This window comes from Pseudochrobactrum sp. XF203, from assembly GCF_020341615.1.
Lineage (GTDB): Bacteria > Pseudomonadota > Alphaproteobacteria > Rhizobiales > Rhizobiaceae > Pseudochrobactrum > Pseudochrobactrum saccharolyticum.
This window is the reverse complement of record NZ_CP084392.1, coordinates 1,053,728-1,070,490: the sequence shown is the minus strand read 5'-3', so window position 1 is coordinate 1,070,490 and position 16,763 is coordinate 1,053,728. Positions and strand designations below refer to the sequence as shown.

Here is a 16,763-nt window from a genome sequence, read left to right as displayed (position 1 = left end):
AACTTGGCCAAGAACCGGATTCAGTTCATCTGCCAGAATTGCGGTGCCACGCATTCGCGCTGGGCAGGCAAATGCGACGGCTGCGGCGAGTGGAACACACTTGTCGAAGAAGGCACATCCGGCGGCATCGGTTCCGGCCCTGGCAAAATGGCGATGCGCAAAGGCCGTGCCGTTGCGCTCACCACGCTCTCCGGTGAGATTGAAGATGCACCACGCATTCAATCCGGCATCAGTGAGCTGGATCGTGTGACCGGCGGGGGCTTTGTCCGCGGTTCCGCTCTGCTGGTCGGCGGTGATCCGGGTATCGGTAAATCAACATTGCTCACACAGGCTGCGGCCGCTTTGGCACGTCGCGGCAACCGCATCATCTATGTTTCGGGTGAAGAAGCGGTGGCACAGATCCGTTTGCGGGCGCAGCGCCTGCATGCAGCAGATACGTCCGTGGAACTGGCGGCCGAAACCAATGTCGAGGATATTCTCGCGACCATTGATACTAAGCCGCGCCCTGATCTGGTGATTATCGACTCCATCCAGACCCTGTGGACAGATGCGGCCGACAGCGCACCGGGTTCGGTAACACAGGTTCGTGCCGGTGCGCAGGCGATGATCCGCTATGCCAAATCAACGGGTGCTGCTGTGGTGCTGGTCGGCCATGTGACCAAGGAAGGGCAGATTGCTGGCCCGCGCGTGGTTGAGCATATGGTTGACGGCGTTTTGTATTTTGAAGGCGAAGGCGGACACCATTACCGCATCTTGCGCACAGTGAAAAACCGTTTTGGCCCGACTGATGAAATCGGCGTTTTTGAAATGTCCGATAAAGGCTTGCGTGAAGTCTCCAACCCGTCGGAACTGTTTCTTGGCGAGCGTAATGAAAAAGCTCCGGGAGCTGCGGTATTTGCCGGTATGGAAGGCACCCGCCCTGTTCTCGTGGAAATTCAGGCGCTTGTCGCACCGTCAACGCTCGGCACTCCGCGTCGCGCCGTTGTCGGCTGGGATAACAGTCGCCTGTCCATGACGCTTGCCGTACTGGAAGCCCATTGCGGTGTGCGCTTCGGGCAGCATGATGTCTATCTCAATGTGGCCGGTGGTTATCGTATTTCCGAGCCTGCTGCGGATATGGCTGTAGCGGCAGCGCTTGTCTCGTCGCTTGCCGGTATTCCGCTGCCTGCCAATAGCGTTTATTTTGGTGAAGTCAGTCTTTCCGGTGCAGTACGTGCCGTAGCTCATGCGGCTCAGCGCATTAAAGAGGCGGAGAAACTCGGCTTTAAACAAGCTGTTCTGCCTGTCGGCGGGGGTGAGTTGTCACGTCCACACAATTTCACGCTGACAGAAACCGGTTCCCTGCCCGATCTGGTGGCACGAATTGCTGCTTCCGGCCCCGGAAAGAATGCGCAGAACCGAGATTAATACAGTTTCACTACTGCTGAAAATCGGGAATCATAGGCTCTCTGCAACTTAAAATAACGGATGCGGAGCATTAACAACCGGACATAGGCTGTAATTTTTACAGGCTATAACGGCTTTAAATTGCAATCAGCTCCCGAATTAGTGATTTATGAAAGAAATTCAGGTTAATTTTCGACGACAAAAGTGTCACAACTCTATCGGACTGACGCGAGACACTGTAAATCTTTGAGCTGCGGCAATTATGCCCGCACGAAATTATATGTCCCGAGGGACAGACCGACACAGAGGAATTAGGCAGGATGCCGATTACATTGCTAGACGGAATTCTTATCGGGGTAACCCTCGTATCGGCCATTCTGGCCATGGTACGCGGATTTTCGCGCGAAGTGCTTTCGGTGGCATCCTGGGCTGCGGCAGCTCTGGCCGCCTATTTCTTCTATAAGCCTGTCGTGCCTTACCTGCAGCCATATATCAGCAATGAAACCATTCTGAATATCGCGGCAGCCGGTTCGGTCTTTCTGGTGACATTGATTGTTGTATCAATCATCACCATGAAAATTGCCGATTTCATCATCGACAGCCGTATTGGTGCGCTTGACCGCACACTGGGTTTCATTTTCGGTGCGGCACGCGGCGTTCTGCTGGTTGTGGTTGCAATGCTGTTCTTCAACTGGCTTGTGGCTACAGATCAGCCAAGCTGGATCACCAATGCCAAATCCAAGCCGATGCTGGATTCCCTTGGCCAGCAGCTGGTGGATATGCTGCCGGAAGATCCTGAAACCGCAATCATTGAGCGCCTGAAGCCGCAATTGGGCACCCAGCCTTCCGCGCAGGATGTGCCTGAGAATGATGTACCGGCTCAACCGGTAAACTAAATTCAGTTCCCATATTTAACAAAAACGCCGGCAGATAAATCTGCCGGCGTTTTTGTTATACTCCCAGTCTGGCATTCGGCTTTCGGAAATCCGGCCATCGCCCGATTGTCAAAGCCCTCAGCAGCCATTCCAGCGGCCCGTAATAATAATGGCGCAGCCACCACCGGCTCACAAATAGCTGGACAATGAAAACAGACAGGCCAATCAGAACATTGACAATTGCCGTTGTTTTCTCGATCAATCCGAGCCCGAAGCCGTAGAAAATGAAACTGCATATCAGCGATTGCAGCAGATAATTGGACAATGCCATACGCCCCGCCGGAGCCAGTGCATCACGCCAGAACTGGCCATGTTTTGTGCCGAAAAGCCGGAGCATCAGCGCGATTATACCAAAAGTCAGCAGCGGCGCCGTTACAAGGGTTAATGCCAGACCAAAGACTTCCCATTCTGTACCGCTTGCAAATAAACCTGTCAGCGCAGTCAATACCGATGCGGGCAAACCGATCATGATAGCGGCTTTTATTGCCGGCTTCAGATAAGGTCTGTACAGCTCCGGTTGTGCCAAAAACCGGTGTCTGCCTGCCAGAAACCCGAGCAAAAACATAGCCAGTGCACAGGGAGCCTGTATCAGTAACAGCAAAATCCACATGGTTTGCAGCTCTGTTATATGCTGCATGATAACTGTGCCAAGACTGTCGCTATAGGCTGTATGAGCCAGCTGCGCTTCAGCTAAGAGTTCAGCAATGTCTGTCTGATCCGGGCTCCAGAACAAAGCGCCGACCAACAGCCAGAGCAATGCCGTTAAACCAAACAGCCACACCGCAGCTTTAATCAGCGTGTTATCCGGCTTGTTTCGCCAATATAATAAAACCACGCCGAGCACAGCATAGGTTGTGAGAATATCGCCATGGAAAAGCAGAACTGCATGCAGCAGACCGACAATCCACAAACCGGCCTGACGCCGTAAAAAACGCGGGATAAAAGCCTCACCGGCACGCTCTGCCGACTGCATTTGCAGTGTGACGCTATAGCCGAACAAAAAAGAGAACAGCAGATAGAATTTCATCTCAAAGATTGTTGAGATGATTAACTGCACGAACTCGTTAAAACCAAAGCTTAATTCTGTATCGCTATTTGGAAACCCGTAAAAAACGGAAGAAAAGGCCAGAATATTAACCTGCAAAATGCCAAGCAGTGCAAAACCACGCAGGGCATCCACATCAGCAATACGGGATACAGGCTTTGCAGCCGGAGACGGGACATCTGATTTCATTTCTGCGCTTCCCTGCCATTTGCAAGACCAAGCACGCCCGTCATCATTGTTTTCAATGCTGCTTTCTGTTCCTGAGGCTTAAATTGTGGGTCGACAGAAACACGGCTGAAAATACCGTCCACCATCACCATAAGACAATGCACAACCGACGCAGCAGAAAATTGCCGGCTGAACTGTCCACGCTCCATTCCGAGACTGACCAGATATTCCAGTTCCTCACGCATCACACGGGTGCTCAGCCGGTACAAAACACCAATCTCCGCATCCCGCCCTGCCTCTGCAGCAATTTCCAGAGCCAGCGATGCCTGTGCAGGGTCAGAAGCAACATCCAGCACCACATCAAAAAAAGCGTCCAATGCAGTCACAAGATTTTCCTGCTCGCGCAATGCCGCAACAAATATCTGGGTCTGCTGCAAATCCTCTTCAACAATCGCAGCGATGATTGCTTTCTTGCTTGCGAAATAATGAAACAGATTTCCGGTGCTGACGCCTGCCGCCGCACAAATTTGTGCCGTGCTGGTCTGGTGAAACCCCTGCTCCGCGAAACAGGCTTTCGCCGCCTCCAAAATCATCTGTTTCTTTGCCTGATGTTTTTCAGGATCTGTCACGCGCATAGCGCACCTCTAAAATAGACTGAACGCTCGGTTTATTAATTTGAAATCACAGCTTACGCAAGCGATAAAATAATCCACACAGACTGCGACCAAATTGTGCTATTGTTTAAAACCTGAGGAGAACTGTTGTGTCTAAGGACTAACCGCCATATATGAGGCTGAAAATCAGAGGCATATGGGGAGTAATGTCTGCGAAGGAGCAATTTTCCTGCTGAAAACAGCAGAAAACATAATCGTCTCCCGAACACCCTCTTCCTGATGTCCCGCTCAGACTTTTCATCAGAGCTGCATTTTGAGCCTCAGTCGTCTGAACTCTGCGCAATGCTCTGAATTGTTCCTTTTGCATGGCACTGCAACCGGAAAGCTTTCGGTTTTGGGACTATGCAGCAAAAGCACTCTTATGATAGAGAGCATTTTTAATTGCTCTGCAATCGAAAGGCCCAGCGGCTATGATAAGTCATTCCGGTGAAACCGCCCATATTTCGTCAGATCATTCTCAGAAGATCTGCGCCTCTCACACAGGAGAGAGCGGCGGCACAGAACCGCTTCATAATTCTTCCCGTTTTTCCTTTGATGAAGACGCCTTGCATGAAGAATGCGGCGTCTTTGGCATTCTCGGCCATGAGGATGCAGCAACGCTGACAGCTCTCGGCCTTCATGCCCTGCAGCATCGCGGACAGGAAGCGGCGGGTATTGTTTCCTATCATGAAGGACGCTTCTATTCCGAACGTCACATGGGGCTGGTTGGCGATCATTTCACCAATCCTGCAACACTTAAGCAGCTGCCGGGCAATCTTTCGATCGGTCATGTGCGCTACTCCACCACCGGTGAAACTGTGCTGCGCAATGTGCAGCCGCTATTTGCCGAACTGGAAGTCGGCGGCATCGCCATTGCCCATAACGGCAACTTCACCAATGGTCTGAGCCTGCGCCGTCATCTGATTGCCTCCGGTGCGATCTGCCAGTCCACTTCTGATTCTGAAGTTGTACTGCATCTCATCGCCCGTTCGCGCCTCGCGTCATCCAGCGACCGTTTTGTCGATGCAATCCGTCAGGTTGAAGGCGGCTATGCGATCCTCGCTATGACCCGTACCAAACTGATTGCAGCGCGCGATCCTGTCGGTATCCGCCCGCTGGTTATGGGTGAACTCGACGGCAAGCCGATTTTCTGCTCCGAGACCTGCGCACTCGACATTATCGGTGCAAAATATATCCGTGATGTGGAAAACGGCGAAGTTATCATCTGCGAAACACAGGCAGACGGCTCCATCAGCACCACATCCATCAAGGCCTCGAACCGTAAGCCGGAACGTGTTTGCCTGTTTGAATATGTCTATTTTGCCCGTCCTGACTCCGTTGTCGGCGGCCGCAATGTTTATGTTGCGCGTAAAAATGCCGGCATTAATCTGGCCAAAGAATCTCCGGTTGAAGCAGATGTTGTTGTACCTGTGCCGGATGGCGGCACTCCGGCAGCAATCGGCTATGCACAAGCCAGCGGCATTCCGTTTGAGCTCGGCATTATCCGCAATCACTATGTCGGCCGTACCTTTATTGAACCGACACAGCAAATCCGTGCCCTCGGCGTGAAGCTGAAACATTCCGCAAACCGTGCCATCATTGAAGGCAAACGTGTTGTGCTGGTGGATGACTCCATTGTGCGCGGCACCACTTCGATGAAAATCGTGCGAATGATCCGCGATGCCGGAGCCAAGGAAGTGCATATCCGTGTTGCCTCCCCGATGATCCATCATCCGGATTTCTACGGTATTGATACACCGGATGCGGACAAGCTGCTGGCCAACCAATATCCTGACCTGCAGGCAATGTGCGATTATATCGGTGCGGATTCGCTGGAATTCCTCTCCATTGACGGTCTTTACGAGGCAGTCGGCGGCGAGAAGCGTAATCCGAAAGCTCCGCAATTTACCGACCATTATTTTACGGGCGACTATCCGACCCGTCTGGTCGATCAGGAAGAATTGTCGAATATTCACAATTTCGCATTACTTTCCAGCAACGGCTAAAATCCTAAAAGGCGGCTTTCAGCCGCCTTTACATTATGCAGACTGAAACGGGTGGATTTTTATGAGCTTTGATCTGAGCGGACGCACAGCACTGGTGACCGGCGCATCCCGCGGCATCGGTTATTTTCTGGCATTGGAACTGGCGAAACGCGGTGCCCATGTCATTGCAGTTGCGCGGACTGTCGGCGGCCTTGAAGAACTGGATGATGAAATTCAGGCAATGGGCAATACAGCAACCCTCGTCCCGCTTGACCTGAAAGACATGCCTGCTCTTGACCTGCTCGGTTCATCTATCAATGACCGCTGGGGCAAACTGGATATTCTCGTCGCCAATGCCGGTGTGCTTGGCACAATCTCTCCGGTCGGCCATGTGGAAGCCAAGGTGTTTGACAATGTTATCAGCACCAATCTGACCTCAATCTGGCGCCTGATCCGTTCGGTTGATCCGCTGTTGCGCCGTTCTGATGCCGGCCGCGCCATTCTGATGTCCTCAGGTGTTGCCCATACAGCGCGCGCATTCTGGGCGCCTTATGCCGCTTCCAAAGCTGCGGTAGAAGTGATGGGGCGCTCATGGGCAGAAGAGACCAAACAAATGCCGCTGCGGGTTAACTCCGTCAATCCGGGTGCTACGCGCACAGCAATGCGCGCCAAAGCAATGCCGGGTGAAGATCCGGAAACTCTGCCGCATCCGGCCGATGTGGCTGCAAAAATCGTACAGCTTGCCGATCCTGCTTTGACCATTACCGGCCAGCTTTATGATGTACGTCAGGATAAATTCCTGCAATATCATATGCCTTCATAAACACATGTCTATAATCGTCTGGCCGGATTATTAATAACCGGCCAGAACTGTTTTTATCCTGTCTTTTCAATCAAATAATTTTCTTCACGGCTCTTTTTATTCGCAGCTCCCTGCTGCCGCATTTTATCCTGCCGCCTTCCCCTCTGAACTGTCTGATTTTTCAACTCTCTGAAAACAGAAGGGTCTGTTATGGATCATTTTTATATACTTACCGGCGGCCCGGGCTCCGGCAAAACCACTCTGCTCAATGTTCTCAAACAGCGGGGGTACCAACATAGCCAGGAAGCCGGACGACATATCATTCAGGATCAGGTCAAAATCAGCGGCAAGGCTTTGCCGTGGCTTGATCCCGCACTTTTCGCGGAAATGATGCTGTCATGGGAAATGCGCTCTCACCTGCTGGCCACACAGACAACATCTGACAGGCCGTATTTCTTTGATCGCGGCATGGCCGATATTGCCGGTTACCTCACTCTTTCCGGCCTGCCTGTGCCGGATCATATGCATCAGGCAGTGAAGCACTTTCGCTATAATAAAACCGTTTTCATCGCGCCGCACTGGCCGGAGATTTATCAGGGAGACGAAGAGCGTAAGCAATCACTGCAAGAGGCTGAGCGCACATTTGAGGCTATGCTGGCAGTCTATCAAGATTATGGCTTTAATCTATTGGAGCTACCTAAGGCAGGCGTTGAGGCAAGAGCAGATTTTATACTCGCCCACACAGCTTAATTTACGCGACAAAAAAGCCCCTCACTGAGGGGCTTTTTAAATAGTCATGTAATCTGCTTACATGCGGGCAATAATCTCTTCATCACCGGATGCATCGCCTTTCGCGGCTGCATCAAAGATGTAAGGGATAATTTCTTCCACAGTATCCAGCATTTTAGGCTGCACGCGGTGTCCGGTATGAATAAAGCCTTCTGTGCGCATATGATCGAGCATGGCGATCATCGGCTCCCAGAAATGATTGATATTGGCGAAAACCATCGGCTTTTTATGATGACCGAGCTGTGCCCAGGTCATCATTTCCACGATTTCCTCAACAGAACCGATGCCACCCGGCAGCGTGACAAAAGCATCCGAGCGCTCAAACATCAGCTGTTTGCGCTGATGCATATTCTCGGTAATGATCTGCTCATCAAGCATTTCATTCTGCTTGCCGTCAGCTTCTTTATTGAGAAGAAATGTTGGAATAATACCGGTGACTTTGCCGCCGGCCTTGTAAGCGCCTTCTGCAACCGCCCCCATAATTCCTTTTGTGCCGCCGCCATAAATCAGGCGAAGACCGTTTTCTGCAATGGAGCGGCCAAGAGCCAGTCCTGCTTCCCGGTAAACCGGATTATTGCCGGTTGAAGAACCGCAATAGACACATATTGATCGAATCTTGCTCATGCTTTCTTTTCGCGCGCGGGCTGTTTCCCGTCAAGTTTATGCGGTGAAATCGGTCATGAAATCGGTTGGTAAAAATCGGCATAAAAACCAAGTTTTTCACCGCTGTTCCCGAAGTCTTTTTAAAATCATGGCCTTGTACCGAAAACCATGTATGGCTGACATCTTATCGCGCAATATGTGACAAGAATTTTAGCGCCGATATGTGATATTCTTGCTGTAACAATAAAAAAGCGCTAGTTGTTGGCAAATGTGCTGCTTATACATTTGGATTTATAAGCAGACACAGCATGTTATAATATTTTTTTAAGCTTGGTGTTAAAAGGGTCAGCCCCGTATGCAGAATAGTCGTTATGCGCTTGCCGGTTTTGCTGCTGTTGTTATAGCAGGTGGTCTTCTTGCATATTTTAGCATGGCTCCGCAGAAAACGGATCAGCCGCCGCAGGCACCTGCTTCAAAAACAGCAACAGATAACAAGCCTGCTGCGACGACCCAACCTGAAACTCCTGCCCAGACTGACAAGCCTGTTGCGGGTAATACTGCAGCACCGGCGGATACCAAGCCAACTGCTCCCGAAAAAACAGTGCCTGAGCAGAGTGTCACAGTTCCGGTTTTTGATGTGCTGCGCCTTGAGGGCAACGGCTCGCTGGTCATTGCCGGTAAAGCCGCACCGAATTCTGTGGTTGATGTGATTTCCAAAACCCGTGTGCTAGGCTCTGCCAAGGCCGGTGAGAACGGTGATTTTGCAATTATTCTGGATGAGGCGCTGAAAAGCGGCGATTATCAGCTGGTTCTGCGCGCAACTGCGGAAGATAATTCCGTTGCAACATCGCAGCAGACCGCGATCCTCTCTGTTCCTGCAACACCGGATGGTCAGGTTCTTGCACTTGTTGAGGAGCCTGGTCAGGCCAGCCGCATGATTACCACACCGCAGGCCAGTGGCGGAAATGCTGCGCAGACAACTGAGAATAAAGATGCACCGGCAGCTGCGCATGGCAATGATGCTGCTGTTACCCTTCTGCCGTCGCAGGCCATACAGGGCGGGCTTGCAGAGGGCAATTCTCAGGATGCCGTCAGCATTGCCGTGGAGGCCGTGGAGATTGAAGGCCGCTCGGTATTTGTCGCCGGTCATGCACGCGGTGGCCAGACAGTTAATGTCTCAGTCAATGAGACTTTGCTCGGCACAGCTGTCATCACCCCTGAGGGGCGTTATCTGGTGCAGACCCAGCAGCCGCTTGCTGTCGGTGACTATATTATCCGTGCTGATCTGATGGATAAGGGCGGTAAAATTCTGGCCACAGCGCGTGTGCCTTTCCGTCGTGAAGCCGGTGAGAATATTGCGGCTGTTGCTCCTGCAATCGCCGCGCAAAGTGCACCGAATGCCGGACAGGCCGCTCAGGAAAGCCAGCCTGCCGGAGAGACACAGGCACAGCCTCTGGAAAAAGCGGAAGGCTCGGTGATTATCCGTAAAGGCGATAATCTCTGGACAATCTCCAAGCGCACTTATGGCAGCGGCACGCGTTACACCACGATTTATCTGGCCAATACTGATCAGATTAAGAACCCTGACCTGATCTGGCCTGGACAGGTTTTCGTCATGCCGAAAACCCCGCTCAGCGAGCAGGATGTGAAGCAGAAACTACCGTAAATCCTGTTTCTCCGGAGCGTGTTTGTCTTCCTCACAACATTGTGCAGGCGTTTTGTTTCTATCACGCCTGCAGCTATGATAAGACGATGAAGAAACTTGCAGCAATTCTGCGGCGCTTAGAGCGCCGTGTGCCAGACTTGGCACGCAAAACTCGCTCTAACACTTTAAAATTAGAGCATATTTACTTAAACTGATCCAAGGTTAAGGAAATATGCTCTAGACCGCAATACAGCATGAAGGCGGCAGCAGTGACCGTCTGTGGCGTTAAATAAAAAGATGAAAAAACAAAAAACAGTCTCGGCAGAATCCGGTCAGACCCTGAAAACACTGGCGAAACTCTGGCCATATATGTGGCCGAGCGAGCGCCATGATCTCAAAATGCGGGTCGTCTGGGCGACCTTCTATCTGGTCATCGCCAAATTCGTGCTGATGCTGGTGCCTTATTTTTTCAAATGGGCAACCAATGCGCTGGATGGTTCTTTCAAGCCGGAAAGCTGGGTGCCGCAGATTTTTGTCGGCGCTTTGATGCTGGTCGTTGCCTATAATCTGGCACGTATTATTCAGGCCGGTCTGAACCAGTTGCGCGATGCATTATTTGCCCGCGTCGGCCAATATGCAGTACGCCAGCTTGCCTACCGGACTTTTGTGCATATGCATAAATTGTCGCTGCGTTTTCATCTTGAGCGCCGCACCGGCGGCCTGTCCCGTGTGATTGAACGTGGCGTCAAAGGTATTGAAACCATTGTGCGCTTCACCATTCTGAGCTCCGTACCGACCCTGCTGGAATTTGCGCTGACTGCAGCGATTTTCGGTTTCGCCTATGGTGTCAGCTATTTGATCGTGGTTGCGGCAACGGTCTGGCTCTATATGTGGTTCACCGTCAAGGCGAGTGACTGGCGTATTAATATCCGCCGCGAAATGAATGAATCCGATACGGATGCCAATACCAAAGCAATTGATTCATTGCTGAATTTTGAGACCGTCAAATATTTCGGCAATGAGGCGATGGAAGCCGAGCGTTATGACCGCTCGATGGCACGTTATGAAAAAGCGGCAACCCAGACATGGACATCGCTTGGCTGGCTGAACTTTGGTCAGGCCGTGATTTTCGGTGTCGGCATGATGATCCTGATGGTTATGTCTGCCCGCGAAGTACAGGCCGGAACCCATACGCTCGGCGATTTTGTCTTCATCAATGCGCTGTTAATGCAGCTGTCATTGCCGCTGAATATGATCGGCTTTATCTATCGTGAAATCCGTCAGGGGCTGACCGATATTGAGCAGATGTTCGATCTTCTCGAAGTTGAGGAAGAGGTCAAAGACAAGCCGGATGCACCGGCACTGGCTGTCTCGCAAGGCGCTATCCGCTTTAACAATGTCAGCTTTGCCTATGATCCGTCCCGTCCGATCCTGCGCAATATCAGCTTTGAAGTGCCGTCGGGTAAGACCATTGCGATTGTAGGACCGTCCGGTGCAGGTAAATCAACCATCTCCCGTCTGCTTTATCGCTTCTATGATGTGCAGCAGGGTTCGGTGACAATTGACGGGCAGGATATCCGCGAAGTGTCGCAGGTCAGCCTGCGCCATGCGATTGGTATGGTGCCGCAGGATACGGTGCTGTTTAACGATACAATTGCCTATAATATCCGCTATGGCCGCCCGTCGGCGACTGAGCAGGAAGTAGAACAGGCTGCCAAGCTGGCGCAAATCGACCGCTTCATCCAGCTATTGCCAGAAGGCTATCAGTCGATGGTTGGCGAACGCGGACTTAAACTCTCCGGTGGCGAGAAGCAGCGCGTCGCGATTGCCCGTACAATTCTGAAAGCCCCGCCGATCCTGATCCTTGATGAGGCAACCTCGGCACTGGACACAGCAACCGAGCAGGATATCCAGCAATCTCTGGATCTGGTCAGCCGTGACCGCACTACTCTGGTGATTGCGCACCGTCTGTCGACTGTTATCAGCGCCGATGAAATTATCGTGCTTAAAGACGGTCAGATTGCCGAGCGTGGTACCCATCGTGATCTGCTGGTCGAAGGCGGACTTTATGCTTCCATGTGGGATCGTCAGCGTGAAGCTGATGAAGCGGAAGCCCGTCTGCGTCAGGTTCGTGAAAGCGATGAACTTGGTGTTGTTATTCGCGGCGCCCCTGCCGGAGAATGACAGGGCACCGATGATCCTCTATGATGACAGCAGATATTCGCACTGGCTGTTCATTGCAGATGCATGCAGCAATGGCGGTTCCGGTGATATCAACATCACCTGAACCGTTTTGATTCCGTATCAATGCGGAATATAAAAAAAATCAAAACCGGTGCTTGCGGTAATGTTCTGTGAGCATTTTGTTATGATAAAGCACGAATATCATGAATTTTGTTGCGCTGTTTGCGCTTAATCATTTTAAACGCTGTTACTTTGCGTTATTGAAGCGGAAAATCTGAGGAAAACCGATGAGCCTGTCCGATACCATTCGCAATACTTTTGTTCCTATCCACCGCGAGGGCTACCCCTTTATCGCAGCATTTTTTGTTGTGTCGCTGTTGCTTGGCTGGTTGTGGGAACCTTTGTTCTGGGTAGGGATGGTGCTGACCATCTGGTGCATTTATTTCTACCGTGATCCGCTGCGCATCACGCCGCTGGATGACAAACTCGTCATCAGCTCTGCGGATGGCAAGATTTCTTCCGTTGGCATGTGCGTTCCGCCGGCAGAGCTGGATCTGGGTACAGAGCCGATGCTGCGCATCTGCGTGTTCATGAATGTGTTCTCGGTTCATATCAACCGTGCACCGGTGCGTGGTAAAATCACTGCCGTGATGCACCGTCCGGGTAAATTCCTGAATGCAGAACTGGACAAAGCCAGCACTGAGAATGAGCGCAATTCGGTGCTGATCGACAGCGCCCATGGCACCGTTGCCGTAGTGCAGATTGCCGGTCTTGTAGCCCGCCGTATCGTTTGCTGGTCAAAAGCCGGTGAAGATCTTTCAACCGGCGAGCGCTTTGGCCTGATCCGTTTTGGTTCGCGTAATGATATTTACCTGCCAAAAGGTGCCGTTGCCCGCGTTGCTGTCGGCCAGACGGCTGTGGCAGGTGAAACCGTTCTGGCAGAATTTGATGAAACGCGCACTGCGCCAACCGTGCGGATTGCCTGATGCTTGAAGCACCTTTTCCGCCGCTGGATCCAAATGGCAATACGGAAGGGCGCGGTCCGCGCTTTTCCGAAATTCCGATGCGGATCATCATTCCTAATCTGATTACCGTTCTTGCGATCTGTGCAGGCTTGAGCGGTATCCGCCTTGCCATTGAGCATCGTTTCGAGCAGGCCGTGGCTATGGTGCTGCTGGCAGCCTTTCTCGACGGTATTGACGGACGGATTGCGCGGCTCCTGAAAGGGTCTTCCAAATTCGGTGCCCAGATGGATTCTCTGGCTGATATCGTCAATTTCGGCGTGGCTCCGGCACTGGTGCTCTATCTGTTCATGCTGGATCAGGCCGGTTCTTTCGGCTGGATTGCCGCACTGATCTATACGATTGCCTGCTGCCTGCGCTTAGCGCGCTTTAACGTGATGCTGGAAGATCCGAACCAGCCTGCATGGCAGGGCAATTATTTTATCGGCGTTCCGGCTCCGGCCGGTGCGATGCTGGTTTTGCTGCCTGTTTATTCCGGTTTCCTCGGCGTGCTGCCAAGCAAGGCTCTGGCCTATGGCACCGCAGGCTTCACGATTGTGATTGCCTTTTTGCTCGTCAGCCGTCTGCCGGTTTATAATGGTAAAACCGCAGGCAGCTTTATCCGTCGTGACTTTGTTATGCCGCTGATCCTCGGCGTAGTGATCTATGCCGGTTTTCTGATGAGCTTTACCTGGCAGACACTGACACTGACAGCTTTGGCCTATCTGGTATTCCTGCCTTTCAGTGCACTGGCATGGAAGCGCCGTTTTGCAGCGGAAGAGAAAAAGTCCTCTGAAAATCAGGCGTGAATCTATTCAGATAATGAAAAATAAAAAGCCCGCTTTTGAGCGGGCTTTTTATTTGTTCTGTTATTTCTGCTTTTATGCTTTGGCAGCGATCTTATCCGCCCGTGCCTCTTTCAGGATTGACCATGTATAGAGGATCAATCCTGCCCAGATCAGTGCGAAAGCATAAAGCTGCACTGTGTTAAACGGTTCCTTGAAGGCGAAAACAGCGATCAGGAATAGCATGGTCGGTGTAATATACTGCATCAGTCCCAGCGTGGTGTAGCGCAGCAGTTTCGCACCGGTCGCATACATAATCAGCGGCACAGCGGTAACAACGCCAGCCAGCATCAGCAGAGAAATATCCGCCGGTGTGCCGGTAACGAAATGATCCTGCCCTTGTGTATACAACCAGATTGCATAGGCACTGGCCGGAATGAACAGGATAATCACTTCCAGCATGAAACCCTGTGACGGGCCAATCGGCAAGGATTTACGGAAGAAACCATAAAAGCCGAATGACAGCGGCAGAATAATGGATACCCAAGGCAGACCGCCCTGCTCTACTGTCAACAACACTACCGCAGCAGCGGCAAGGAATACAGCAACCAACTGTACTTTTGTCAGACGCTCTTTAAGGAAAATCGCGCCAAGCAGCACATTGACCAGCGGATTGATATAATAGCCCAGAGCCGCATCCAGCGCGTGATCATTGAAAATCGCCCAGACATAGACGCCCCAGTTCAACGTGATCAGGGAAGCTGTCAGACAGGCCATTGCCAATGTGCGCGGATTGCGCAAGGCTGCACCAACATCCTTGGTGCGCCCCATAAACACCAGAATGATCGCTGCGACCGGCAATGACCAGATCACCCGATGCGCCAGCACTTCCACAACCGGAATATGGGCAACCGCTTTCATATAAAACGGGAAAAGCCCCCAGAACAAATAAGCAAGCATCGCGAAAATAAAACCGCGTGTCGCCTCCGGCATCGCCGCTTGAGACCGGTCACTCATAGTTATCCATCCTCAGATTTCCGGTCTCGGGCTTTATTCTTACAGCGGGAGCCGTTCATTACAATTGTATCAGTAACAACCGGTACTCCCGTTTCATCGGCTCCGCAAACGGCAAATTTTATTCTGCTGCAATATGTCCCGCAAGTTCGCGGTTTTTCATCAGCTTATAGACGACAGAATCCATCAGTGCCTGAAAGGATGCATCAATAATATTGTCCGACACACCGACTGTGCGCCAGCGCTGGCCGCTGGCATCATGCGACTCGATCAGAACGCGAGTGATCGCTTCCGTACCGCCATTGAGGATACGGACTTTAAAATCCACCAGTTCCAGATCAGCGAGTTCTTCCTGATAGCGGCCGAGATCTTTGCGCAAGGCAAGGTCGAGCGCGTTAACCGGACCATGTCCTTCTGCCACCGACAAATGTTCCTCACCATCGATGATGATTTTAACAATCGCTTCCGACACGGTTTTCAGGCAGCCATTGCTGTCATAGCGGCGCTCAACCATACAGCGGAAGGCTTCCACACGGAAAAACTGCGGCACCGCCCCCAATTGCTGACGGGCAAGCAATTCAAAACTCGCATCCGCGCTTTCATATGCATAACCTTCAGCTTCACGTTCTTTGACCAGCGCAATCAGCGTATCGAGATGGCGGTCATCCTTGGCAACCTGAATGCCACGCTTGTTGAGCTCAGCAATAAAGTTGGACTTGCCTCCCTGATCGGACACCATGACACGGCGATGATTGCCCACCATTTCCGGCGGCACATGTTCATAGGTTTTAGGCTCTTTCAGCAAAGCAGAAGCATGAATGCCTGCTTTGGTAGCGAAAGCTGAACTGCCGGTGAAAGCCGCCTGATCGTTCGGTGCGCGGTTGAGAATATCATCGAAAGTACGGGACAGTTTGGTAATACCTGCCAGAGCATCCATGCTGATGCCGACTTCGAAGCGGTCTGCCCAGACAGGTTTAAGCATCAATGTCGGGATCAGCGTGACAAGATTGGCATTGCCGCAACGCTCACCGATACCATTGAGCGTGCCCTGCACCTGCCGCACACCGGCATCAATTGCGGCCAGCGACACGGCAACGGCCTGTTCCGTGTCATTATGCGCATGAATACCCAGACATTCGCCCGGTACAACACTCTTAACAGCACGGACAATGTCACCGACTTCACCCGGCTGCGTACCGCCATTGGTATCGCAAAGCACTACCCAGCGCGCACCGGCACCATAGGCCGCTTTGGCACAGGCCAGCGCATAATCAGGATTGGCTTTAAAGCCGTCGAAGAAATGCTCGCAATCGACAATACATTCCTTACCGGCCATGCGCGCTGCCGTGACTGATGAAGTAATGGATTCCAGATTATCTTCCAGAGAGCAGCCAAGCGCCAGATGCACATGGTAGTCCCAGCTCTTGGCAACATAGGTGATAACATCGCTGGAAGCCTGTAACAGCACTGACATGCCCGGATCATTGGAGGTAGAAACACCCGGGCGTTTGGTCATACCAAAAGCGGCGAATTTCGCCTTTGCCGTATGTTTACGCTGAAAAAAGCTCGTATCTGTCGGGTTTGCACCCGGATAACCGCCCTCAACATAATCCATGCCGAAATCATCCAGCATGGCGGCAATGGCTTTCTTATCCGCAACCGAGAAATCAATGCCCGGTGTCTGCTGACCATCGCGCAGGGTGGTATCATAAATATAGATACGCTCTTTTTTCATTGTTGTTCTTTCCTCCATATCCGTATTTATGCG

The 16,763-nt window shown here is 51.9% G+C and carries 14 protein-coding genes; 9 read left to right on the top strand and 5 right to left on the bottom strand.

The genetic code is table 11. The features are described 5' to 3' along the window. Positions 1 to 3 precede the first annotated feature (3 nt). Positions 4 to 1,407: a DNA repair protein RadA gene (gene radA, locus LDL70_RS04625; protein ID WP_151158040.1), complete on the top strand. Its 1,404-nt coding sequence runs from the start codon at positions 4 to 6 to the stop codon at positions 1,405 to 1,407. 299 nt (positions 1,408 to 1,706) lie between these two features. Further along, a complete protein-coding gene (locus tag LDL70_RS04620) occupies positions 1,707 to 2,282 on the top strand; it encodes a CvpA family protein (protein ID WP_225687480.1) in 576 nt (191 codons plus the stop codon). A 55-nt stretch (positions 2,283 to 2,337) separates the two neighbouring features. Here LDL70_RS04620 and LDL70_RS04615 read toward each other — a convergent pair whose 3' ends face one another. Together LDL70_RS04615 and LDL70_RS04610 are read right to left on the bottom strand one after the other, a co-directional pair. After that, a complete protein-coding gene (locus tag LDL70_RS04615) occupies positions 2,338 to 3,555 on the bottom strand; it encodes a DUF418 domain-containing protein (protein ID WP_225687478.1) in 1,218 nt (405 codons plus the stop codon). Next, positions 3,552 to 4,169, bottom strand: a complete 618-nt coding sequence (locus LDL70_RS04610) for a TetR/AcrR family transcriptional regulator (RefSeq protein WP_225687476.1) — start codon at positions 4,167 to 4,169, stop codon at positions 3,552 to 3,554. Before LDL70_RS04610 ends, LDL70_RS04615 begins: the two co-directional genes overlap by 4 nt. Before the next feature lie 449 nt (positions 4,170 to 4,618). On the opposite strand from LDL70_RS04610, the gene purF reads away from it, so the two are divergent. The 3 genes from purF (at position 4,619) to LDL70_RS04595 (ending at position 7,724) form a co-directional block, all read left to right on the top strand. Then, positions 4,619 to 6,193 carry an amidophosphoribosyltransferase gene (purF, locus tag LDL70_RS04605; RefSeq protein WP_022712195.1) on the top strand — a complete coding sequence of 525 codons (1,575 nt, stop codon included), beginning with the start codon at positions 4,619 to 4,621 and terminating at the stop codon, positions 6,191 to 6,193. A gap of 61 nt (positions 6,194 to 6,254) precedes the next feature. Next, positions 6,255 to 6,995 (top strand): SDR family NAD(P)-dependent oxidoreductase, encoded by a 741-nt coding sequence (locus LDL70_RS04600; RefSeq protein ID WP_075654620.1) that lies wholly within the window; start codon positions 6,255 to 6,257, stop codon positions 6,993 to 6,995. Between the two features lie 189 nt (positions 6,996 to 7,184). Further along, positions 7,185 to 7,724, top strand: a complete 540-nt coding sequence (locus LDL70_RS04595) for an AAA family ATPase (protein ID WP_225687474.1) — start codon at positions 7,185 to 7,187, stop codon at positions 7,722 to 7,724. Positions 7,725 to 7,781: 57 nt separating this feature from the next. On the opposite strand, the gene LDL70_RS04590 is transcribed toward LDL70_RS04595, so the two are convergent. Continuing rightward, positions 7,782 to 8,387, bottom strand: a complete 606-nt coding sequence (locus LDL70_RS04590; RefSeq protein WP_022712198.1) for a TIGR00730 family Rossman fold protein — start codon at positions 8,385 to 8,387, stop codon at positions 7,782 to 7,784. 334 nt (positions 8,388 to 8,721) lie between these two features. Between LDL70_RS04590 and LDL70_RS04585 the strand changes: the two genes are divergently transcribed. The 4 genes from LDL70_RS04585 (at position 8,722) to pssA (ending at position 14,005) form a co-directional block, all read left to right on the top strand. Next, positions 8,722 to 10,032, top strand: a complete 1,311-nt coding sequence (locus LDL70_RS04585; protein WP_225687472.1) for an Ig-like domain-containing protein — start codon at positions 8,722 to 8,724, stop codon at positions 10,030 to 10,032. Positions 10,033 to 10,308: 276 nt separating this feature from the next. Then, entirely contained in the window at positions 10,309 to 12,195 is a 1,887-nt protein-coding gene (locus LDL70_RS04580; protein WP_022712200.1) for an ABC transporter ATP-binding protein/permease, read from the top strand. A gap of 287 nt (positions 12,196 to 12,482) precedes the next feature. Further along, positions 12,483 to 13,181, top strand: coding sequence for a phosphatidylserine decarboxylase (locus LDL70_RS04575; RefSeq protein ID WP_075654616.1), 699 nt, complete (start codon positions 12,483 to 12,485; stop codon positions 13,179 to 13,181). Continuing rightward, positions 13,181 to 14,005 carry a CDP-diacylglycerol--serine O-phosphatidyltransferase gene (gene pssA / locus LDL70_RS04570; RefSeq protein WP_022712203.1) on the top strand — a complete coding sequence of 275 codons (825 nt, stop codon included), beginning with the start codon at positions 13,181 to 13,183 and terminating at the stop codon, positions 14,003 to 14,005. The genes LDL70_RS04575 and pssA overlap by 1 nt, the downstream gene beginning before the upstream one ends. Positions 14,006 to 14,077: 72 nt before the next feature. Here the strand turns inward: pssA and rarD are convergent, their stop codons facing one another. Both rarD and cimA read right to left on the bottom strand, forming a co-directional pair. Further along, positions 14,078 to 14,998 carry an EamA family transporter RarD gene (gene rarD / locus LDL70_RS04565; RefSeq protein ID WP_225687470.1) on the bottom strand — a complete coding sequence of 307 codons (921 nt, stop codon included), beginning with the start codon at positions 14,996 to 14,998 and terminating at the stop codon, positions 14,078 to 14,080. A 118-nt stretch (positions 14,999 to 15,116) separates the two neighbouring features. Continuing rightward, positions 15,117 to 16,730: a citramalate synthase gene (cimA, locus tag LDL70_RS04560; RefSeq protein WP_213630821.1), complete on the bottom strand. Its 1,614-nt coding sequence runs from the start codon at positions 16,728 to 16,730 to the stop codon at positions 15,117 to 15,119. Positions 16,731 to 16,763 lie beyond the last annotated feature (33 nt).